Annotated in this window: 20 protein-coding genes and 1 pseudogene; 14 read left to right on the top strand and 7 right to left on the bottom strand. The window is 42.4% G+C overall.

From position 1 onward, the window contains the following. From QZZ41_RS03750 to QZZ41_RS03695, 13 genes and pseudogenes are all read left to right on the top strand, one after another. Positions 1 to 701: pseudogene (locus tag QZZ41_RS03750) on the top strand (SDR family oxidoreductase). Positions 702 to 960: 259 nt separating this feature from the next. Next, positions 961 to 1,413, top strand: a complete 453-nt coding sequence (locus QZZ41_RS03745) for a hypothetical protein (RefSeq protein ID WP_295068363.1) — start codon at positions 961 to 963, stop codon at positions 1,411 to 1,413. Positions 1,414 to 1,457: 44 nt separating this feature from the next. Next, the gene (locus QZZ41_RS03740) at positions 1,458 to 2,867 is read left to right on the top strand and encodes a hypothetical protein (RefSeq protein WP_295068361.1); all 1,410 of its coding nucleotides are present in this window, start codon (positions 1,458 to 1,460) and stop codon (positions 2,865 to 2,867) included. A gap of 208 nt (positions 2,868 to 3,075) precedes the next feature. After that, positions 3,076 to 3,498, top strand: a complete 423-nt coding sequence (locus QZZ41_RS03735) for a hypothetical protein (protein WP_295068359.1) — start codon at positions 3,076 to 3,078, stop codon at positions 3,496 to 3,498. A gap of 65 nt (positions 3,499 to 3,563) precedes the next feature. Next, entirely contained in the window at positions 3,564 to 3,737 is a 174-nt protein-coding gene (locus QZZ41_RS03730) for a hypothetical protein (RefSeq protein WP_295068357.1), read from the top strand. 567 nt (positions 3,738 to 4,304) lie between these two features. Further along, positions 4,305 to 6,662, top strand: coding sequence for a hypothetical protein (locus QZZ41_RS03725; protein WP_295068355.1), 2,358 nt, complete (start codon positions 4,305 to 4,307; stop codon positions 6,660 to 6,662). Positions 6,663 to 6,737: 75 nt separating this feature from the next. Further along, positions 6,738 to 7,133 carry a hypothetical protein gene (locus QZZ41_RS03720; protein WP_295068353.1) on the top strand — a complete coding sequence of 132 codons (396 nt, stop codon included), beginning with the start codon at positions 6,738 to 6,740 and terminating at the stop codon, positions 7,131 to 7,133. Positions 7,134 to 7,296: 163 nt separating this feature from the next. Continuing rightward, positions 7,297 to 7,500 (top strand): excisionase, encoded by a 204-nt coding sequence (locus QZZ41_RS03715; protein ID WP_295068351.1) that lies wholly within the window; start codon positions 7,297 to 7,299, stop codon positions 7,498 to 7,500. Between the two features lie 83 nt (positions 7,501 to 7,583). Next, entirely contained in the window at positions 7,584 to 7,985 is a 402-nt protein-coding gene (locus tag QZZ41_RS15410; protein WP_367267435.1) for an integrase DNA-binding domain-containing protein, read from the top strand. Between the two features lie 81 nt (positions 7,986 to 8,066). Further along, a complete protein-coding gene (locus QZZ41_RS15405; protein WP_367267434.1) occupies positions 8,067 to 8,789 on the top strand; it encodes a site-specific integrase in 723 nt (240 codons plus the stop codon). A 240-nt stretch (positions 8,790 to 9,029) separates the two neighbouring features. Then, positions 9,030 to 9,491, top strand: coding sequence for a low molecular weight protein-tyrosine-phosphatase (locus QZZ41_RS03705; RefSeq protein WP_295068349.1), 462 nt, complete (start codon positions 9,030 to 9,032; stop codon positions 9,489 to 9,491). After that, positions 9,488 to 9,670 carry a hypothetical protein gene (locus QZZ41_RS03700; protein ID WP_295068347.1) on the top strand — a complete coding sequence of 61 codons (183 nt, stop codon included), beginning with the start codon at positions 9,488 to 9,490 and terminating at the stop codon, positions 9,668 to 9,670. The genes QZZ41_RS03705 and QZZ41_RS03700 overlap by 4 nt, the downstream gene beginning before the upstream one ends. Beyond that, positions 9,670 to 10,269, top strand: a complete 600-nt coding sequence (locus QZZ41_RS03695) for a pseudouridine synthase (protein ID WP_295068345.1) — start codon at positions 9,670 to 9,672, stop codon at positions 10,267 to 10,269. Before QZZ41_RS03700 ends, QZZ41_RS03695 begins: the two co-directional genes overlap by 1 nt. A 39-nt stretch (positions 10,270 to 10,308) precedes the next feature. On the opposite strand, the gene QZZ41_RS03690 is transcribed toward QZZ41_RS03695, so the two are convergent. From QZZ41_RS03690 to QZZ41_RS03660, 7 genes are all read right to left on the bottom strand, one after another. After that, a complete protein-coding gene (locus QZZ41_RS03690) occupies positions 10,309 to 11,313 on the bottom strand; it encodes an SGNH/GDSL hydrolase family protein (protein WP_295068343.1) in 1,005 nt (334 codons plus the stop codon). 107 nt (positions 11,314 to 11,420) lie between these two features. Continuing rightward, positions 11,421 to 13,085 carry an FAD-binding protein gene (locus QZZ41_RS03685; RefSeq protein WP_295068341.1) on the bottom strand — a complete coding sequence of 555 codons (1,665 nt, stop codon included), beginning with the start codon at positions 13,083 to 13,085 and terminating at the stop codon, positions 11,421 to 11,423. A gap of 129 nt (positions 13,086 to 13,214) precedes the next feature. After that, positions 13,215 to 15,701, bottom strand: coding sequence for a glycoside hydrolase family 11 protein (locus QZZ41_RS03680; protein ID WP_295068339.1), 2,487 nt, complete (start codon positions 15,699 to 15,701; stop codon positions 13,215 to 13,217). Between the two features lie 492 nt (positions 15,702 to 16,193). Continuing rightward, on the bottom strand, positions 16,194 to 16,688 hold the full coding sequence (locus tag QZZ41_RS03675) for a dihydrofolate reductase (protein WP_295068336.1): 495 nt from the start codon (positions 16,686 to 16,688) through the stop codon (positions 16,194 to 16,196). Then, positions 16,685 to 17,503, bottom strand: a complete 819-nt coding sequence (gene folK, locus QZZ41_RS03670; protein ID WP_295068333.1) for a 2-amino-4-hydroxy-6-hydroxymethyldihydropteridine diphosphokinase — start codon at positions 17,501 to 17,503, stop codon at positions 16,685 to 16,687. The genes QZZ41_RS03675 and folK overlap by 4 nt, the downstream gene beginning before the upstream one ends. Continuing rightward, on the bottom strand, positions 17,484 to 18,320 hold the full coding sequence (gene folP, locus QZZ41_RS03665; RefSeq protein WP_295068330.1) for a dihydropteroate synthase: 837 nt from the start codon (positions 18,318 to 18,320) through the stop codon (positions 17,484 to 17,486). Before folP ends, folK begins: the two co-directional genes overlap by 20 nt. A gap of 2 nt (positions 18,321 to 18,322) precedes the next feature. Further along, the gene (locus QZZ41_RS03660) at positions 18,323 to 18,808 is read right to left on the bottom strand and encodes an HD domain-containing protein (RefSeq protein WP_295068327.1); all 486 of its coding nucleotides are present in this window, start codon (positions 18,806 to 18,808) and stop codon (positions 18,323 to 18,325) included. Positions 18,809 to 19,045: 237 nt separating this feature from the next. On the opposite strand from QZZ41_RS03660, the gene QZZ41_RS03655 reads away from it, so the two are divergent. Further along, entirely contained in the window at positions 19,046 to 22,384 is a 3,339-nt protein-coding gene (locus tag QZZ41_RS03655; protein ID WP_295068324.1) for an EAL domain-containing protein, read from the top strand. Positions 22,385 to 22,400 lie beyond the last annotated feature (16 nt).

Here is a 22,400-nt window from a genome sequence, read left to right as displayed (position 1 = left end):
ATGTTCAAAAACAAAGTAGCTGTAGTAACAGGCGGCGCAAATGGTATTGGAAAGTGCATAGCCGAGGAGTTACGCAAGAATGGTGCGATGGTGTGTGTTATAGACAAGGCTGACGGCGATCACTTTGTCGGTGACATCGCTGACAAGTCTGTGCTTGAAAAGTTCGCGGAGCAGGTCATAGCAGAGTATGGACACATCGACTTCCTTATCAACAATGCTCTACCGCTGATGAAAGGTATCGACGCGTGTAGCTATGAGGAGTTTCAGTATGCGCTGGCGGTCGGAGTGACTGCGCCGTTTTACCTGTCGAAGCTGTTCGCGCCCCACTTCAACAAAGGCGGAAGTATCATAAATATCTCGTCTTCTCGTGATCGTATGAGTCAGCCTCAGACCGAAAGTTACACTGCGGCAAAGGGCGGTATAGCTGCGCTCACTCACGCGCTTGCGGTCAGCCTTGCAGGCAAGGTGCGTGTGAACTCAATATCCCCAGGGTGGATTGATACGTCATACAAGGTTTACGAAGGTCCCGACGCCTATCAGCAGCCCTGCGGACGTGTGGGAAATCCCCTTGACATTGCCAATATGGTTTTTTTCTATGCTCCGGCAAAGCAGGTTTCATTACAGGCGAGAACATCTGCATCGACGGCGGTATGACCAGGCTGATGATATATCACGGCGACAACGGCTGGAAACTTGAGTGAGCTGATGAATCATATAGGCAATAAATTAAGTAACAAAAAATATTTAAGCTCGTCCCCGCAGAAGCGGGGGCGTAGAGATAAAAACATAAAATTTGTAGACGATTACGTTTTTTTGAAAAAATGAACTCCCATTTTTCTCAAAAAGAGGCCTTTGGGGCGAAAATTGAAAAATGATTTTTCTGAAAAGACGTAATTGCTTAGAAAAATATTATTTTTAGATCTGTATGATAGGCAGCGTATCAATCGAGGAGGTCTGACTATGGCACAATATGACAACTTAAAAGATTACTTTCAAGAAGAACATATTGACCTTATTACAAGTGCAATCGAGGAGCATCTTAAGAATGAAGTAAAAAGCTGCCGTCAGATAAAGGCTCCTGTAGTACGGTCACTAGTATGTATCAATGATGATGCTCAGTTCAATGTTGAAATTGAGCTTGGTATATCGGCTAATATAGTTGTAGAAAAAAAGAATTGCAGCCGTTCATTTATTATAACCTTAACAGGAAACCTTGAACAGAAGTTCAAAGATATCAATGTCATTGCAGTTAGAAACATTAATGAAGATGAATTCCCTAAGGATAATCTCTTATGGCAGTTCATACTTCCAGACTTGCCTGATAGTGAGTTAGAACGTATCGGAAATGAGCTGTTTTATTGTTATGACGAAAACGTTTTTTTACAGACGATAAACTATGCATACAGAGTCTGAAAGCGGAAGGAATGCTTTATTTCGCTCCTCTGGATCAAAACATAATGGGACAAATTATACTGTCTGAGTCTGTTTGTGAAATCATTCATAATGTTCAGACAGAACATTGTCTAATGCCCAAAATAGAGAACATACGCGCTTCATATAGTACCATTCTTCTTAACTATAATAAGTATGCAGTGGAGTATGACGGAGGGGTTCGTGTCACTATTGCTCACGAGTTAGTTCACTTGATGTTTCATGGAAGATTTTTAAAACTGCTTCAATTGTTAGGAGAAGAAAATATTGAACTGAATTTTTCAACGGGACCGTTTACTCTTGCTGAAAACATGACCGATACTCAGAAAGCGCTTTGCATAGCTGAGTGGCAGGCCGATGTTCTTGCTATGAGGCTTGCTATTCCTAGTTGTACCATTAATGACAATTTAACCATAGCCACTTTGAAAGTTAAAAATAAATACGAAATAACGAATCGTGGAGATCGAAATCAAGCATGTGTAAAAGAATTAGCAGAAATATATGGTGTATCTTGCATTGTTGCAAAAGAACGTATGCGCCAATTAGGGTTTGATTTTGTTGACGGTACATTTAATGAATGTGACGGAAAACTTATGCCGCCGTTCATTTTCCCGATAAATACTCTCAAAGATAACGAGACCTTTGTTATTAAAAGTAGTAACTATGAACGGTTACTGTATGAGAATAAGGAGTTTGCGGATCTAATATACAGCGGCAGATACATATATCTCGGATATATCGTATGTCTGGTTGATCAAAAGTATATAAATATTCTTATAAACGAAACAGGTCTTCATTTTCAGCTTACCAATTATGCTAGGGAGCACGCTGATGAGTGCTGTATAAAGTTTGTTGTAAAAAGCGGTTATAATAAAGACGAAAAATACATAAACTACGGACATACTTACCTCTATAAAATCGACGAAGAACCTCTGAAACAATATGAAGCTTGTATCCCTGATGAACTTAAAACGAATATTGATGATTTTGCAAAAGAAGACAGCCGACTAAATACAATGCAAACATACTTCGAAGTCCTAAGTTATTATATGTTTGAGGATAACAGAGATCCTGTTCAGGTTAAAGACGAAAGTGGAGATTTCACACATGAAGCGAATAATATCATTAAAGAATATGAAGAAAAATTTGGTTTAAGCGGCACAATGATAAAGAGATATCTTAATAACGGTTCACCGCCTAAACTTAAAACAGCTATGTATATTTGCCATAAATTAGGCCTTAACGAGACTCAGAGCCGTGAAATGTTGAAAAGAGCAGGTTACTACATTGATGCCCCTACACCAGAAAATATGGTTTGCAGGTTGATATTCAGATTATCATATAAACAAGCGGATACTATTTTTGATAATTGGGAAGCATGCGTAAAATATTTTAAAGAGCTAACATCTAAGAGCACATCTCTCCCAAAGTTATAATTTACTTCGAATATAAAACTTTTTGTTTTCGGGTTTTAGCCTAGAAAGCACTCTGTAATTATAATGCAGGGTGCTTTTTTCGTATTATAGGCATTTTGTAAAAACTTAAAATTTTTGACAATACAAGCAATCTGGATTATAATATATCTACAGTAAGCAGTTCTTACGGATCGTTTACCCCAAAATCATATTATAAAGGAGAGTAACTATGGAAAAAATAGTTAAGTTGGGCGATGTAAAGTTAGTTGAGGTGTCAGACAAGAATTATCTGGCCTACGCCGAAATTGACGAAACGCACTATGAAACCAACACACAAGACATAATTGAAGGTCTCGGATTTATTCAGAAAACTCTTACGGAACACTGTTCAGATAGAGAGATTGAATTAAAAGGTAAGTCCAAGCGTATTTCATATAGACTTTCAATGGACATCAATGAATACGGTTACTATAAAATCATAGCAACAGCTAGAAAGAGTGTGTTTAGCCTTTGTGTAAAAAATAAGGATGATGTCGTGAAGGTTTTAGAGGCGATGGACTTGGCATTTCCTAGACGCCCACTTCGTGAGTTTATAGGTGAAACTGCAAGAGAAGCTTTGAAATGGGTCACAAAAGATTCTTTTAATGATTAAATTATGTAAGTAGACTCCTTCGGGAGTCTGCTATACTTACAATACTATTATAAGAGGTGGTAAAAATGGCTGATAGCACATGGGATTTTGTTTTCGACTGTGGTTGTAATATAGAATTTGTAACTCAGAAAGCAGAAGAACTTGATAAATTAATTGATAATAAAGCTGATGAGATTGCCAAAAAAAGGAAGAGCAACTCTTTTTGGCTCACAAGGAAGAATTTCAGCTTGAAGTGTTAAAGCAGTTTCAAGAGGAAGGAATAAAGAAGGAGGGCATGAAATTATCCTCTGCATCTGCTCTTATCAGCGATACTTATACTGTTGATGGTGTTGAGCAGCTGCCTAGTTGTATATATTCCTGATTCGATGGCTACAGATTCTACCTATGAGAATAATATCCTGGTGAAAAACCAGTACAGCCTTGAGTATCACGAGGTCAACAATAAAACAGGTAAGCGCAATTTTGTCTGGAAAGGAACTCCAACCTTCGTATTGATTTGTAATCCTTACGCAGTAGGCAAATGTGAGCATATAGTAGTATGCCTTAAAGACAGGACAAAGCCGTTGGTTTTTCGAGATGGCTTAATAACCATAGAGGAATTTCGCAGGCAAACGCCCTTTGCTAGAAAAGGAATTAATGTCAGTGTACAGAAGCATTATGAATGCTTCTTGCGTTCTCTTCGTGAATGTCAAAACAAAAAATATCTGACGATTCCCAAGCACGCAGGTGGTGTTACATTACAAAATGGAGTGACGACATACATATCTGCTGAGTCAGTAATCTCTGGTCTGGAAGATTTGTTCCCTATGGAATTTAGAGAGCATAAAATGGTTTCCCACACTCTTCCTTTCAAGGATATAGCAGCAATCTATCGTAAGGCTCTGCCGAACTGCTTAGGGGCTATACTTGCTACTACAGTACGCGATGAGACCATTCTTCTACCCCTGTTTGGAGCAGAGGGCCTTCATCCTGATCGCGGTTTCACCTTTACGTACAATAATGACGCTGAGAGAGAATCAGTTATCACTCTTACGAAGAGGAAGAACTATACGTCTACAGTTGTTCAGGCACTTTCAGATCGTATCACAAAGGTGAGAAAAGAACTCGCTACTGCCAATGATATAACTGTACTTCTTACATTTTCGGGGATTTTCGATGAAGGTCATAACCTTGATAATGCGTTCAAAGAGGTCATGTGGGATATTACAGGAGAGAATGGTACCGAGGATAAAACACGTAAAATCATAACGTTTATCACAGCTATACCTGAATGTATTCCAGATGAGTATCCTGTCTACTACATTAACTGCAGCGATAATATTGTCCCCAATAATATACCTGTTTTACAACGTTTATCAGGAATGTTTGATTTTTCCTTACAGGAATATCTATACAATAATCCAGATACGGCTAGACAGCTTGTACGTGAAGGAATAAAAGCAGCTCTTAATATAATTAGGCTCGTTGGAATTGTTGATATTACAGATACTATGATTATGACACTGGCGACAGCTAATATCCTGAAGAGATTGGGCATTGTTACAGATTCTGATTATAAAGATATATTTAGATGGTTCAAGAATAAGGCGACATCGAAAACATCTATGAGCGACATTATCTGTCGTGAGTTCAAGTCAACGGTTAGCAGTGCTATTCTAAGCGGAGAACTGACCATAACAAAGCAGTATGGTCCACCTTATTATGCAGAAGATGTTCATACAGCATTCATCAGAGTAGAGGACAAATCCATCAACATGAACGAAGATACGATTAATAATATCATTATACCGAAATTACATACAAGGAGTGTTACGAAAATGAATAAACATTTAAACAAAAAAGGCTTGTTGAAGGACAAGCATACGAACAAGAGAAAGCTCAATGTCGCATTTGATGCAGGTGTGCTTGACGATATCGAGGTGTTCTCATATTCAAGATCGGTACTGAACGCAGAAGCTAAGGAATATGTCGATGACATCATTTATAATGAGTACTGGTTTAACGTCGGCGAATATCCTGTGAAATTCGTTCCGATACTGTACAACGCAGATGGCACAAGAGCCGCAGGGTATGTGTTTATCCCAGAAGCAGACGATAATATCCATGAAGTATTTTTTGGTACTTCACGCTCAGGCAAGTCATTCGCATTGGTTAACAGAGCTGTTGAAAAGGTTGTAATAGAAGGCGCAGACGTTGTCTACATATTTGACCAAACAGGTGGCTTTACCCCGACAGAAATCGACAAGCACATCGACAAGAATCTTAGAGTGAAATACTTCTCGTTTTGGAACGTCTACGAAGACGGCCTGCCGATAGACTTATTCGACCTGCGTGGCTGCTACACATATAAGGAGAAGAAGGATCGCTTGTTAAGAATATATACAATGATGTCAAGAACGCTCGGAAGCTATGAAGAGCAGATACTGAAAAATGTTATAAAACGCATGCTTAGAGACATGAAGAGTAACTACAAAATGACTATCTTTGATATCTCTAAGTACATATGTGAAGACATTAAGGAGGATGAAAGTCCTGCTAAGGACGAGATACATCGCAAGCTTCTTTATAAAATAGATGCTGTCCTCGATGACCTCAGAGAGACTACCCAGACAAAGAACAACTGGGCCGAATTTGCACAGGCTCAGGGTAAACCTATCATAGTTATTTCAACAGGAGCTGACGGCGTTGGTAAAGGTTCGGAAATAATTGATATACTTCTCGAAAGTCTTTACGGCTATAAGCAGTGTCATCCTTATGAGAAGTACACGGTTGTAATCGATGAAGCTCAGGATTTATATCTTCATGAAAAAGGTGCTGTCAATACCCTGCTCCGCAAAGGGGGGAAACACGGTATAACAATGCTCCTCGCTTCTCAGTCCTATCCTGATCCGACTACACCGTTTGGAAGGGTAGTCGGCAACTGTGGCAGAGTCCGTGGTTACCGTTCAAAAGGTGATGATCTTGTTCGCTACGCTAATCGTTTTGGCTGCGACAAGTATGAGGCTGATTCTCTTCAGAAAGGTAACTGCTTTGACAACGGTCCTTTCTACAGTCGTTATCGCTGCGAGAATGGTATAACAACACTTAAGGGCAAGACCGTTGCGTTTAAACCTGCTCATGATGATAACTATACTAGTGAAGAAGAGGCATATTTAGATAAATAAGATTAATATTGAATAACTGGGACGGCCGTAAAGGCCGTCCCATAAGTAAAAAAAGTATTTTAGGAGGAAATAATAATGAAGAAAGAAAGTTTTGAAGACTATATTACAGGATACCTTGGTCTTACGGCTATTGAATATATGGATGTATTGCAGAAATATCGCGAGTGTTTTGCGGAAGAGGTAGATAGACGCGTAAACGAACAGTTGGATCATGTAGTGGCACAGACAATTATAAAGCTTAAAATGAAGCTGCGCCACGATATACAGCAGGAAGAATGTCTCATGCTTATAAATAAAATTAGTACATATCTTCAGACATTGATTTCACTTGAGGGGAAAACATGTTATTCGGAGTCTACGCATAAAAAGTTTATATTAGTAAATCTTCAAGGCTTCCTACTTACGATCGTTTATGGAATAAAATTCGTAAAATACAGAAAAAAAAGGTATTACGGCTTCAGAGTTAGCTAACCTGTTTGGACTTTCTAAGCGTACCTTAAGCAGATACGACAAATCTGCTCGTCCGTTAACAATGGAAAAATTAACTAATTTCCTTGACAGCATAGGCGGATTTCTCAAGATCGTATATTAAAATTGCAGTTACTTACTGATTATAGTGGAGGAGGTGAAAACAATGGAGAATATCACAATTCCAATCTGGCAAAGATATGCTTTAACAGTAACTGAAGCTGCTGAATACTATCACATCGGAGAAACTAAGCTCAGAAGAATCGCAGAAGAACATCCTGACGCTGATTTTATAATAATGAACGGTAACAGGGTGCTGTTCAAAAGAATCAAGTTCGAAAGATTCTTAGATCAGGCAACAGCATTATAGCTCTCAAAACTATTGAAATAGACCCGGACTTGTGTTATAATTAACCTGCAAGTTCGGGTCTCTTTTCAGAAAGGAGTGTTCTAATGAGCGAGAAGAGAAGAGACCAAAAAGGTCGTATCCTAAGAGACGGAGAAAGCCAACGTGCAGACGGCAAATATCGTTTCAACTACGTTGATATTTCAGGTAAGCGGAAAGAAGTAACCAGCTGGCGATTGGATGATGCTGACCCTGCTCCGGCAAATAAACGCAAAGGGCTGTCGTTAAGGGAAATGGAGAGGCAGATTGAAAAAGATAAATATAATCACATTCTTTCAAACGGTGGCGAATACACCGTTCTTTCCTTAGCTGAGAAATATGTCTCTCTGAAGACTGGTGTAAGAATCAACACTGAGACAGGTTACAAGACCGTGCTCAACATCATCAGGAACGATCCCTTCGGAAGCAGGAGGATCGATACTGTCCGGATATCTGATGCCAAGGCATGACTGATAAAGTTACAGCGTGAGGACGGTAAAGGATACAGCTCGATACATACCATCAGAGGCGTTCTAAGGCCAGCGTTTCAGATGGCTGAGAATGATGATCTGATACGAAAGAATCCATTTCAGTTTCCTCTGTCAACAGTAATCATCAATGACAGCGTCACTAGAGAGTCTATAACAGAAAAACAGCAGGCCGACTATCTTGAATTTATTAAGCAGGATAAGACCTATAGCAAATACTATGAAGCAATTTTCATCCTGTTTAACACTGGACTGCGTATTTCCGAATTCTGTGGGCTGACTGTATCCGACATTGATTTTGAGAAGAATCGTATCAAGGTAGACCACCAGCTCATACAAGCCAGTAATATGAAGTATATCCTTCAGGCTCCCAAAACGGAGAAGGGCATCAGGTACATACCTATGACCGTTGAAGTCGCTGATTGCTTCATAAGAATAATCAACAGGCGCAAAAGAGTCAGAACAGAGCCAGTTATAGGAGGCCGCGTAGGATTTCTGTTTCTGGACAAGAATTCAAAGCCGACTGTGGCACAGCACTGGGAAAAGTATATGCAGCGCATTAGGGAGAAGTATAACAACGACATCGGCCGTCTGCCGCTGCCTGCTATCACTCCGCATATCTGCAGGCATACCTTCTGCACTAACATGGCTAAGAACGGTATGAACCCCAAGATGCTTCAGTACATAATGGGACATACAGACATAAGCGTTACATTGAATACGTATACTCACGTCCAGTATAAAGATGCGGAGAAAGAGATGAAGCGCTTATACGGTATCGTTTAGCATTAAACATTCATTTTACCATTTTATCGTAGTAAAAATTCACAAAAAAACACTGGTGTAGCCCAATATATGGTCGAACTTTTTTCCACAGTTTTTCCACGCTTGCAATGAAAAACATGAGAAAATATGAAAAAATATGCAGAATTATAAGAAAATATTCTTTTTTTATTCATGTTGTGTTAAAACGAGCTTTGAGGCTATTTTACGAAGATTATCAAACATTTAAGGAGATTTGAGAAGATGTATAAAATCATGTTTGTTTGCCATGGCAATATATGCCGCTCTCCTATGGCTGAATTTATAATGAAAAAGCTTATCGCCGACTGCGGTCTTTCAGATGAGATATTCGTTGCTTCAAGTGCGACAAGTACCGAGGAGCTTGGCAACTCGATCTATCCGCCTGCAAAAGCCGAGCTTGCAAAGCACAGTATCGGCTGTGGCGGAAAGTTTGCTGTACAGCTCAGGAGATCCGACTATGATAAATACGACCTGTTCATAGGCATGGACACTGCCAATATTCGCAATATGAACCGCATTTTTGGCAGCGACAGTGGCGGGAAAGTATATAAGCTACTCACCTTTGCAGGGCGCGGAGATGATGTCTCCGATCCGTGGTACAGCCGCGATTTCGGCAAGGCTTACAGCGATATCGACGAGGGCTGCCGCGGTCTGCTAAAATATATCAGGGAGGAAATGCTTTGAAATATACCATACTTGAAATAATCGAATGGGATTACGGCTGCGAGGGAGTTCCCGACGGAGAAGAGCCCATGTGCAGCGTAGTTGTCAAAGGCGAAAACGGAAACGAAAAGACTATAAAGCTGTCTGACAGCTATCTCAGCGAAAATCACCTTAACATAGGCGATACCATAGAATTATAATGCTTTACTATATGTTCAACAAGCCACATGGCTGCGTTACTGCTTGTTCAGATGCGTTCCACAAAACTGTTATGGACTACTTCCCTGCCGAACTAGCAAAGAAGCTACACCCCGTAGGCAGGCTTGACAAGGACACCTACGGACTCCTTATACTAACTGATGACGGCGACCTTGATTTCAAAATAATGCAGCCTGACAGGCATATCAGCAAGACCTATTTTTTCTATGCTGTGGGAACTGTCAATGCTGAGAAAATACAGCTCATCGAGAATGGTATCGCTATGAATGGCTTCACCTCAAAGCCAGCGGAATTCCGACTTTGCAGGCAGTACAGAATACGGGAGCTTGAAGAGTTTATTCCTCTCGAACGCCGCGAAAAATACATGAAAAATCCCGACGGTGCTGCTTTTGCGGCAACACTTACCATACATGAAGGCAAAAAGCATGAGGTAAAAAGGATAATGGAAGCTGTTGGCTGCAAGATATTCTACCTTCGCCGAGACAGCATCGGTTCTCTGGAGCTTGATACTGCACTGAAACATGGAGAATACCGCAGACTGACCGAAAATGAAGTAAGTTTACTTAAACAGAACAAATAAAAGCCTGAAAGAAGTATATAGCTCCTTTCAGGCTTCGTTTTATTTTTTAGACTTTTTTCGCAAAGCAAAAATAACTCCAAATATTATTACAAGTAATGCAATTCCCACACTGCTCCATAAAAGAGCTGTTTTTGCCACATCGGTGGACTTCTGCTCCACTTTTTCAGTCGTCACATAGGAAAATCCCGTTGCACGGAAAGCTTTATCCACTTCTTCGGCAATGATCTCATGTCCTGCTGCATTTGGGTGGATATCCATTTTCTTGATATTGGTAAGCTCATCTGCTCTGCCCTTAAAACGCGGCGCAACATCTATGACTTTATATCCGTTTGCCGACTTTTCGGAAATGATATTGTTGAGCTTTTCTATATTCTGAGCCGTAAATTCAGTTATCACGGAAAGTCTGTCGAAGTATTCAACAGGATCATAAAGAGTCTGCACAAATACTGTTCCGTCAGTTCTGCTTTTCAGCTCAGATGATATGATATCAATATTCACCGTGAACTGCTCAAGTGCCTTGTCCGCTTCGCTTCCCATGCCAAGTAAGGCAACCGCTGCACCTGCGAAGTCGATATCCTTCACATCAAAATTATTGATATCTTCTATACCGAGACTGTCGATAAGCTTGAACAGTATTCCGAGAAGGTCATTTCCGCCGATAGAAACTACAACAGCATCTGCGTCTTTAAGTTCGCTGTCAAGCTCTCCGCTCTGTATCTGAGTGATAAGGTCTGAGGAGGTATAGCCTGATACAGCTTCGTTTACCATTGTATGTCCGCACTCGCCTTCAAGCTCCGATGTATACTTGTTTTTCAGTATATTTGAATACGAGGGGCAGTTGTAATTGTCGCCCTTTTTATATCCGTCAAGTCCGTAGCCTGCTGCTATGGAGTCGCCGAGAAACATCATCTTCGGCGGTACTTTTGTTTCATGCACAACTTCAACTTCGTGTATTTCTGTCTTTGAACAAGCAGAAAAGCTCATCATCATTACTGCCGCCCCAATGCCTGCAGCAGCCTTTTTTATAATATCAGCTATCCTCAAAAGTATCATCTCCTTTTTATTAATTATATCATAACTTTACAGGTATTTCAATATAATTTTTAACGACATAATAACCAAAAAGGACGCTGAAAAGCGTCCTTTAAAGTTTAGATGATATATTTTGTAACGTCGAGTGCGTGTTTTGCGGCTATCATGCCGAAAGTATAGCATCTACCGAGAGATAGTCCTGTCTGGTGGAATGGATAATCAGCTCCACCGTAGAATGGTCCGCCAAGATTGCCTGCGCAGTAAAGTCCCTGTATAGGCTTGCCCTCGGCATCAAGAGCCTGTGCATTCTCATTTGTGATGACTCCAGATACCTCTGCCGACACTCTGATATGCTTTCTTGCACCCCAGAAAGGTGCTTTTTCAATCTTGTGCATATACTTTGCAGGCTTGCCGAAATCAGTATCGCAGCCCTTGTCGCAGAGCTCGTTATATCGGTCTATTGAAGCCTTCATCTTATCGTATGGTATTCCAAGCTCGGCTGCAAGCTCCTCAAGAGTATCACATCTGTGCAGGTCGATAAGGTTCTTGAATACGCCCTGAGGCTCTTCAACTGCTCCCGGAATGAACTTCTCCATAACGAACGGCGGTACACAGCCGTCAACGAACTCGTCCTTATCCCAATTAACGTAATCGCTGTCGTAAATAGTGCAGTACCAGCCCTTTGAGCCGTCCTTATGGTCGGCATCGAGCATACTTCCCTTGAATTTAGGCTGATATTTCAGAAGATTGCCCATATATACAAAGCCTGTATACTCGTTGGTGAAACGTTCACCGTTCATATTTAAATAGAGGAAAGGCTCTTCAAACATAAGCGCAGAGTCAAAATCATGCATCATCTTTGTATGTCCGAGATTTTCCATTTCAGCTCCTGCACTTATGGCAAGTATATGCCCGTCACCTGTCTTGCCGAATTGCTTCTTGTCAAATTCGGCTATATCAGGACACCAACGCTGTACCATTGCAGGATTGTTGGTATAGTCGCCTGTTGCAAGTATTACTGCCTTTGAAGCGTTGAACTGAATGTACTTGCCGTCCTTGTCCTTTGCGATGACGCCTGCAACTCTCTTTCCGTCCATGACAAGTTTAACGGCAGGTGTGGAGAAGTATGCATCAAGGTTGTCATGCTTTACCATTATGTTATTGAGGGCATTATGCAGGGCATTGCCTACATTAAGCGGCTTCGGACCTATCCACGGAGCCCAGAAGTAACAATGGTCATCGCCGTAGTCATAGCTGTTCATACGGTCTTTCCATACGCCTGTGAAGTCGCCGCTGGTGCTTCTGAATGCGCAGAGCTTGTCACCGTCATTGAGGAGTTTCGCGCTTTCGGCATTGTTGTCCACCTTGCTTCCGTCGCCGTATTCAGTCTCTTTGGTAAGTCCTGCGCGATTTAAGAACCACATCATCGCTTCCTCGGAGTGTTCGGCATATGCGCGGAGCTGCTTTGTGTCAGCTCTCCAGTCGCAAAGGCTGTTTGTATGATGTATCCACTTTGCTATACCTGCTTCTGTGGAACGTGACTTTATTATTGCAGAGCCGCAGTTGCCCTGAGATACTACTCCCGCTTCTTTTTGAAGAATAGCTGTTTTTGCACCGAGCTCCGCTGCCCAGCCTGCCGCAGGTACGCCAGAAGCTCCTGCACCAACAACTACTATATCATAATCTTTTACTGCATCTGCTTTGATATCGCCAAGCTCACAGCATGAACAGCTGACCTCGGACTCTGTAAGCCCGCATGGTATCTTATTAATAATGTCACTCATATTTTCTGGTCCTTTCAAATTAATTAATATAAATATATTATACCACTTCCTTTTCTGTATTTCAATACCGTATAAAAAGAAACGTACCGCATCAAATGCGGTACGCTTCTGTTGGGATATCAATAATTATTACGAAACTGACTGCATATAGCTCTCGGGGAGAGAAGAGATATTTCCTAAAAGGAACTTCTGGATAACAAGTGCATCATTGCTTGTGATACCTGAACCTGCAGCTGCAACGTCTCCGTTGAGCTTACCCTGATCTTTAAGACCATACTTATCAGGACTTGCAAGTGCCTGCATGATAGCAACTACGTCGCCCATATCAACTGTACCATCACAGTTAGCATCGCCCCACTTTGTTACCTTGGAGTTGAGGTCTGCCTTGATGTCGATAGTTGTGGTTGTAACAGGCTTTGTTGTAGTTGTAGTCGTTGTGGTAGTAGTTGTTGTAGTAACCTTTGTAGTAGTTGTTGTTACTACAGCTGCCTCAGTGCCCTTGAATGCGTATCTCATAAATGTGTAGAGATGTGGCTTTACTGAGTCTGCACCGTGTCCGCCTCCAGGAATTGACTGGTAAACATGGTCAACACCGTTTCTTGTGAGTATATCACTGTAAGACTTAGGGAATGTACCAACAACTGAGTCGTTTGTACCGCCTGTGATCATAAATACATATGGCTCAGGTCCTACGTCTCTGAACTTCATTTCGCTCTCTGTCATACAGCCGGGATGCTCCATGAACATATCCTTACCCGGTGTGATACCAGGTGCAGGACAAGCACCGCCGACATAACCGAAGAGGTCAGGTCTCATAAGTCCGATATAGATAGCTTCACGTCCGCCCATTGAAAAACCTGTGATAGCACGGTTCTCTCTGCCTGTCTTTACAGGATAATTAGCTTCAATGTATGGTATAAGGCTGTCCGAGATGTCATAGAGGAAATTGTCATATGCAGCGCAAGTCTCCTGATTGATACCGAAGCCGCCGCCCTGACTGCCGTTCTTGCTTGTGAACTGGCTTGGGAGTACGATGATCATTTCCTCAGCCTTGCCGTTACCGATAAGTCCAGCCATAAGTTCCTGTACGCCCATACCGCTTACCATGCTGCCCTCGTCACCGCCGATGCCGTGGAGAACGTACATTACAGGATATTTCTTGCTTGGATCATAGTTAGGAGGAAGAACAACGTTACAGCTCTTCTGTCCGCCTGTGAATTTACAGTTATATGTTTTCTTTTCAACCTTGCAGCCCTTTGCCTCGTTGCCGCTCGGTACTGTTGTAGGCATATCGTTCTTGATCTTTGCGTTAAGGCCCTTGTTTGCGTTACCGCCGTTGCCTGCATCGCCGCCGATGTTTCCACCGCCGTTGTTGAAGCCGCCAGCCATACCGCCCCAGTCGATGTTGCCACCGTTGTTGCCGCCGTTGCCGCCGAAATCACCCCAGTTCATTCCGCCGCCATTGCCGCCGAAATCACCCCAGTTCATTCCGCCGCCATTGCCGCCGAAGTCGCCCCAGTTCATTCCGCCGCCATTGCCGCCGAAGTCGCCCCAGTTCATTCCGCCGCCATTGCCGCCGAAGTCGCCCCAGTTCATTCCGCCGCCATTGCCGCCGAACTGACTCATATCAAAGCCGCCGTTTCCGCCGCCGAACTGGCTCATATCAAAGCCGCCGTTTCCGCCGCCGAACTGGCTCATATCAAAGCCGCCGTTTCCGCCGCCGAACTGGCTCATATCGAAGCCGCCGTTTCCGCCGCCGAACTGGCTCATATCGAAGCCGCCGTTTCCGCCGCCGAACTGACTCATATCAAAGCCGCCCATGTCGAAGCCGCCGCCAACATTGCCGCCACCTGTAGTATTTCCTGTTTCAACAGTTACATCTGACTGACCTGAACCTGTCTTGACTGAAACGCTCTTAACGTTAGCTGATCCGTTTGATCTGTAGCCTTCAATATTGAGTGAAACTTCATAAAGTGTACCTGACATATCAAGTCCTGCTTTTTCCCAAGCATCAAAGTGACCGCTTACATCGATAGTGCCCTTCATGTAGTTTGTCTGATTGTTAGCTGAACCACTTGTCTTACGAACGCTCCAGTACTGAGGGAATGTAGCTGTTCCGTCAAGTGACGGCTGGTTGTAACGCATGGACTTGCGGATATCATAAGTGTTTCCGTTGAGAGTTACGGTACCCTTATTTTCTCCGTCATTTCCGGGTGGTCTCCAGTCACCCCAGCCTTCTACGATGTAATATTCCATGAGAGGGTTTCTCGTCCATCCGTATACACACATATAGGAATTTCCTCTTGGTGTATACTCTACATCGTACTCAAGTGTGATGCCGTTCAACTTCTTGTAGTTGATCTTCTGGCTGTCGTAGTTCTTGCCCATACGAGCAAGGAAGTTCTCAATGTTGCTCCATGAGCAGGTGAAGGATCCTGCACTTGGATTCATTGAAGCCTGTCCCTGACCGTTCTGATTCCACATTTCGTAATCAAAACCGCCGATGTTGCCGCGTGTCTGCTGGTCAGCAGCTGATGCAACTGATGGGATACTTGCAGCGATCATCAGTGCAGATACGGTTCCGCTGATGACCTTTTTGAGTGTGTTTGATCTCACTCTAATCACTCCTTTGTTTAAACATTTTTATTTTTGTGTCGACAAATTAATGATTAAATAAACCCCTGATGAGCAAATGCTCTATATATTTCCCTTACAGGATAAACTATTTGGCTAATAAACACAAGCCAATACTTGCTGTAATTAATTTAAGTTGCCATAATTTGCTATTTTAATTAAATGTAAAAATTGGTACTACCAATAAGCTTTAACAATAAGGTGTAAAAAATGCAGTTTAAGTGGATTTTATACCATTCGTGATTGAATTGCTTTAAAAAAACAACTTTTAGTTATATTGTTAACAGTGGTAATTCCAATATCAAATCAGCAGTAAAACCATACTTTTTTATCAAAATGAGATACAAGTCACACAAAAATAAAAAGGCAGCCGCTTCCTGTAAATGTTTTCGGAAACGGCTGCATAAACGTTTAATTAACTTTTAATCACGACTTATAAAAACACAAAAATGAGTTGTTTTTTTATTATGTACATCATTTGTTCTTCTTTTCGTATACGGAAAAGCTCAGTCCAAGATCGTCTCGACGTTCATGCTGTACAAGCTCATATTTGCTTTTGTCAAACTCGGGGAAGAAAGCATTTCCCTCATATGGGCGGTCAAGCTCGGTAAGGTAAATACGGTCGGCTATCTCAAGTCCCTCGGCGTATATCCTTTTTCCGCCGCAGAGGTATATCTCCATATCTCCCCCGCACTGCTCCGCACATTTTTGAGCGAGCTTCACAGCTTCGTCAAGGCTTTTCACAGTTCGCAGATTGCGCGAAAAAAGGCTCTGCGACGAAGAAACGACTATATTTATCCTGTCGGGCAGCGGTCTGCCTATGCTCTCATAGGTCCTCGTGCCCATTATACATATATTTCCTTTTGTAAGCTTGCGAAAAAAAGCTCTGTCCTCGGGAATGTCCCACGGTATCTTCCCGTTGCAGCCTATAACACCATTTGCAGCTACTGCTGCCACTATATTGATCATTTTTCATTCAACCTTTCAAGAAGTTCCGAAACTTTACAGCCAAGCACAGGGTGTACATAATCAGGCATAAGCTCTGCCGCAGGTCTGAGTACGAAGTCTCTGTTCTGCATATCGGGGTGAGGAACTGTGAGATCGGGCTCGGATATGATATTTTTGTCGTAGAATATCAGGTCAAGGTCAAGCGTCCTCGGTCCCCAGTGTATCTCACGGGTTCTGCCTGCTTCATTTTCTATACCATGCATAAGATCAAGGAGTCCATGCGGCGAAAGCACTGTCTCGCACATAAGTGCTCCGTTGAGGAAATCGCCCTGCTCCGTATAGCCATAGGGCTTGGTAACTATAAGTGACGACTGCTTTATATTGCGGATATACTCGTTTTGCTCTATCTTTTTCACAGCTTCTGCAATAATGCTTTTGCTGTCGCCTATATTTGAACCAAGTGCGATAAGTGCAGTATGCCAGCTGCGGCTTATTTTTACAGATACAGAGCCGAATTCCATATCTATAGGTGCTTCAGGCTTCCTTATCTCGATATCCGTGCGGACTATTAGCGGTGAGCTTTTAAGCACGGCTACTGCTACAGCCTGCGCAGCTGCTTCTATAAGCTTATAAGTTTTCTGCGTCATGGCTTCTTTTATGACTCCGCAGACCATGCCATAATCCACTGAATGTTCCAGTTCATCGGTAAGACCTGCCTTTTCGGTATCAACATAAAGCACAGCATTAACGTAGAAATTCTGTCCGTTTATGTTCTCATGCTCAAATACACCGTGATGAGCAAATATTTTCAGTTCATCAATGCATATCCTGTCCATTTTTGTAGCCTTTCATCACTGCCATTGTCATTTTTACGGCGCGAACGTTTTCTTTTATATCGTGAACGCGGAGAAAAGCCGCCCCCTTCATTGCTCCGATAACGGAAAGAGCTATAGTTCCTTCAAGACGCTCATCTGAGGGCAGGTCAAGAGTAAGTCCTATGACTGATTTTCTCGAAGCTCCCAGCAATACGGGATAGCCCAGCCTTTTACAAAACTCGTCCATGCGGTCGATGACTTCGAGGTTGTTCTCATATGTCTTGGCAAAGCCTACTCCTGGGTCAAGGATTATCCTGTCACGGGCAATTCCTGCTTTTTCCGCTATTTTAACAGTTCCCTCCATATCCGATATAACATCATCGAAGTAGGAAGTGTAGTCCATATTCTCCCTGTTATGCATAAGACAGCAGGCTTTGTTATTTTTAGCTATCAGTGATGCCATTTCGCCGTTGTCGTATTTAAGTCCCCATATATCGTTGATAAGGTCTGCACCTGCACTAATGCCTGCTTCTGCAACTTTGTATTTGTAAGTATCAAGGGATATGGGCACATCAAAGCGGCTCTTTACAGCCTCTATAACAGGTGCTGTACGCTGTATCTCCTCATCATCGGATATCTTTGTATATCCGGGACGGGTTGATTCGCCGCCGATATCAAGTATGTCCATTCCCTCTTCTATCATCTTTTCGGTCTGTCTCAGGGCAGAGTCCATATTATTGAACCGTCCGCCGTCTGAAAAAGAATCAGGAGTAACATTCAGTATTCCCATAATGTAGCAATTGCTGCTTACGTCAAATTCTTTATTGCCTATCTTCATACTCATACCTCTATATGATCATTTCGCTTTTCATTTGGCCAGTTACATTCGTTCTGCGCCTTGCAGAAGCTGCACATTCTTGACTTTTTATCAGCTTCGTAAAATACAGCTTCCAGTGTATCGGCTTTGTCGCCCTCACTCCTGTGAGAACGTATGATACCGATTATTTTCTCTGCTTTTTTACTGCCGCAGCCGACCTCAGACAATATCCGCTGTGCCGTTTCTGCTCCAACTGTCTCATGGGGAATCCCCTGTGTATATTCCTCAACTCTGCCTATGTCATGGAGAAGTGCTGCGGAATAAACGATATCCTCTTCGGCAGATATTCCTCTCTCTATGCATATGAGCATGGTCATCCTCGCCACAGCAAGGAGATGTTCAAGCCCGTGTCCGCAGAAAATACGCTCCTTTTCAAGCTCTTCAAGCTCCTCCAGCTTTAGGCGGAAAGTGCTGTTTTTCAGTATTCTGTTTGCAGTTTCCAACATCATCTGCACCTCCTATGAACAGGTGGTTTCAATTAATTATATCACATAATATAAAATAAATCAATAAATGTCTAATTTATAGTTATTTATTGAATTTTCTTGTACAAACAGTCAATAATAATTGACTTATCATATGATATATGATATAATAATTACAAAAGAAAATGATAAATAATATTATAAGTATCCTCATTATCTGATCCAACTCTATATGCTTATTTATCGGAAAGGAATGCACTTATGAACAGTACAAGAAAAAAGCTCGCATTGTTTGTCGGACAGGCTGACGAAGAATATCAAAGCCGTTTCATCAGTGGCTTCCTCACGAAAGCTCTCGCTGCGGATTATGATGTCTGCATTTTCTCAATGTACCTCAAATATCAGGATACGCCCGAGCGCGAACAGGGTGAGTCAAATATCTTCTCACTGATGAATCCCGAAAAGTTTGACGGTGCTATTATCCTGAAAGACAGCATACAGACAGAAGGCGCAGCCGAGAAGCTGGAAAACAGATTAAAAGAGTCTTTTGACAGACCTATCGTTGTTATAGAAAAGGAAAGCGACCTCTTCCCGAGTATCTGCACAGACGGCTATTCTGCCGTATTTGAGCTCATCACTCATCTTATCGAGGCACACGGCTGCCGTGATATCGCTTTCGTTTCGGGTAAGAAATGGCATAAGCACTCAAAGGAGCGTTTAAAGGCTTACCGCGATGCGATGCAAAAAGCAGGTCTCAATGTATCGGAGGACCGTATCTTTTACGGTGATTTCTGGTACAAAAGCGGTGAAGTATTTGCTGAAAAGCTTTTAGCCGATCCCCCCCTGCCCGATGCTGTAGCCTGTGCAAATGACCAGATGGCTATAGGTCTGTGCAAGATATTCGCCGAGCACGGCATATGTGTTCCCAAGGATATCGCGGTTGTCGGTTATGATTCAACATACGAGGGCAGGACAAGTCCCTGCTCTCTTACATCTTCTCTTATACCTGCCTATGAGTTCGGCGAATACGCATTCAGCTTCCTTATGGAAAGAATGAATGATAAGACTCCCGACTCTTTCAAGCTGAAATCTCAGATTCTTTTAGGCGAGAGCTGCGGCTGTCACAATGAATCTATGCCGCAGTATCAGATAAAGCGCAGCGAATGGGGCACAGATATCTCCGAAGAGGGCTATGACTCTGTTTTCAATAATATGAACGAGAGCCTTATCTCACAGTCATCTCTCCCTGAATATCTCAGCACCGTTTATTCATACGCTTATCAGCTCAAAGGTATAAGCGAATTTCATCTTTGCATAGACAGTAAATGGCAGAAGATCTGTCTCGGGGTAAGCGTCCCTCATAACGGCTACAGAGATATGATCCACGCTATAAGATATAACAGCGATCACAAAAACAATATGGCAGGTCTGGAGGAGAGTTTTTCAGCAACTGAAATGCTTCCCGACCTTGAATTTGAACGCTCATCACCTGCCGCTTACTTCTTTACGCCCGTTTACTTTGAAAACGAGTGCTTCGGCTATGCGGCAGTAAGATATGAAGATCCATGCAATTCCTACGATGATATCTACAGACGCTGGGCAGGTGCGGTATGCAGAGGCTTCGAGATACTCAAACGCAATATCACTCTCAAGCATATGCAGGAGCAGCTGGACCGTCTGCGAAATAATAAATTCGCTGTTTATTCCTACGCCTACGGAAGTCTTGACGAAAAGGAAAAGAAAGAGTACGATCTTGTTGCAAAAATACTCGATGAAAATCTTCTGGATTATCACTTCCAGCCTATCGTCAATACCACAGACGGAAGAATATACGGCTATGAAGCTCTTATGCGCTCAAAGACTGTTCCATACGTAAGTCCCCTTTCTATCATCAAGTTCGCAACTATGCAGGAACGCCTCAGTGATGTGGAACGCGCTACATTCCTGAACGTACTCCGTACAATAAAGGAAAAAAGCGAGTCATTGGGCAAGGTAAAGATATTCATCAACAGTATCCCGGGTGTAAGGATAAACAATGATGATCTTCCTGTACTTAAAGACTATCTGGATAATAATTCAACAGAAATAGTCGTTGAGCTTACAGAAGAAGCCGAACTCAGCGATACTGATCTTACAAGGCTCCAGAATTTCTACAGACAATACAATATCAGCTTTGCTGTTGATGATTACGGCACAGGTTATTCAAATGTCAGCAATCTTCTGAGATATATGCCTGATTACGTTAAAATAGACCGTTCTCTCCTGAGCGGCATACAGGATCAGCCTAAAAAACAGCACTTTGTCAGCGAGATCATTGATTTCTGTCACGATAACAATATCATGGCTCTTGCAGAGGGTGTTGAAACATCGGAAGAACTGCGCACTGTGATACATCTTGGTGCAGACCTGATACAGGGCTTCTACACCGCAAGACCGTCGGCAGATATCATTCCTCAGATAGACGAAAAGCTCAGAAATGAGATAAAGCAGTATCATCAGGAACATATTGACGGCAGCAACAAGAAAGTCTATTCAGCAGGAAAGACCAACCGTATCTCCCTCACAAAGCTTGTCAAGAACGGCTATACCGATATAATTGTGGGCAAAGACGAAATGGTATATAAAGATGTTTCCATTATCGGAACTCCCGAAATGAAAACCAATGTCCACCTGCGCATCGAGTCAGGCTACAGCGGCAGCATAACTCTTGAGGACGTAGTCTTTACAAATATCAAGAAGCGTCCATGTATCGAGATAGGTGCAAATTCAAACGTTACTATCGTTCTTTGCGGTACAAATCACCTGCTCGACTCGGGTATTCAGGTACATGAATCCTCAAAGCTTGTCATGGAAGGTGACGGTACCCTCAATATCGATCTCAATGCACCCGAATACTACGGTATCGGAAACGCTCTTGATGCTCGTCACGGTGAACTGGTATTCGAGCAGGACGGCGCAATAAGGATAAACTGCCGCGGACAAAAAGGTGTCTGCATAGGCTCGGGTCTTGGCGGTACTATAAGAATAAACCGCGGAGAATACAACTTCAAATCCTGTACCGAGACTTGTGTAGGCATAGGTGCTGTAACAGGCGAGACCAAGCCTGTGATAAATATGTGCCTTATAGAAGCAGATTTCACAGGCGAAACAGGTCTGCTCATCGGTTCGCTCGAAAACAATGCCTGTGTTTCTATAAACAAAAGCACTATCCATTTATACAGCAAAAACAATTATATGTGTTGCATTGGCTCATTAAACGGAGCAAATGCAAAAGTCAGCACGGACAACTTCGGAGCTGTATTCAACATAATGTCGGACAATACAACGGTTTTCGGCGCTTTGAACGGCATATCTGATATCAATTTAAGCAGTTCCTCGCTAAAGCTTGAGGATACGGGCGAAAAAGCACTTATTTTCGGCGGATATGACAACAATACATCACTGAATATCTCAAATTCAGATATCAATGCCGTTGTACGCTCTGCCATTGAAAAAGATACCTATGCTCCCGAAGAAAACATACATATCGTTAACGGAAGGATAAAAATACTTGTAAACGATAAGGAGATAAAGCATAATATCGTTTTCAACTATAAATGATAAATCATATGATCAT

It is taken from the genome of Ruminococcus sp., assembly GCF_016283395.1.
This window is presented reverse-complemented; position numbering and strand designations above follow the sequence as displayed.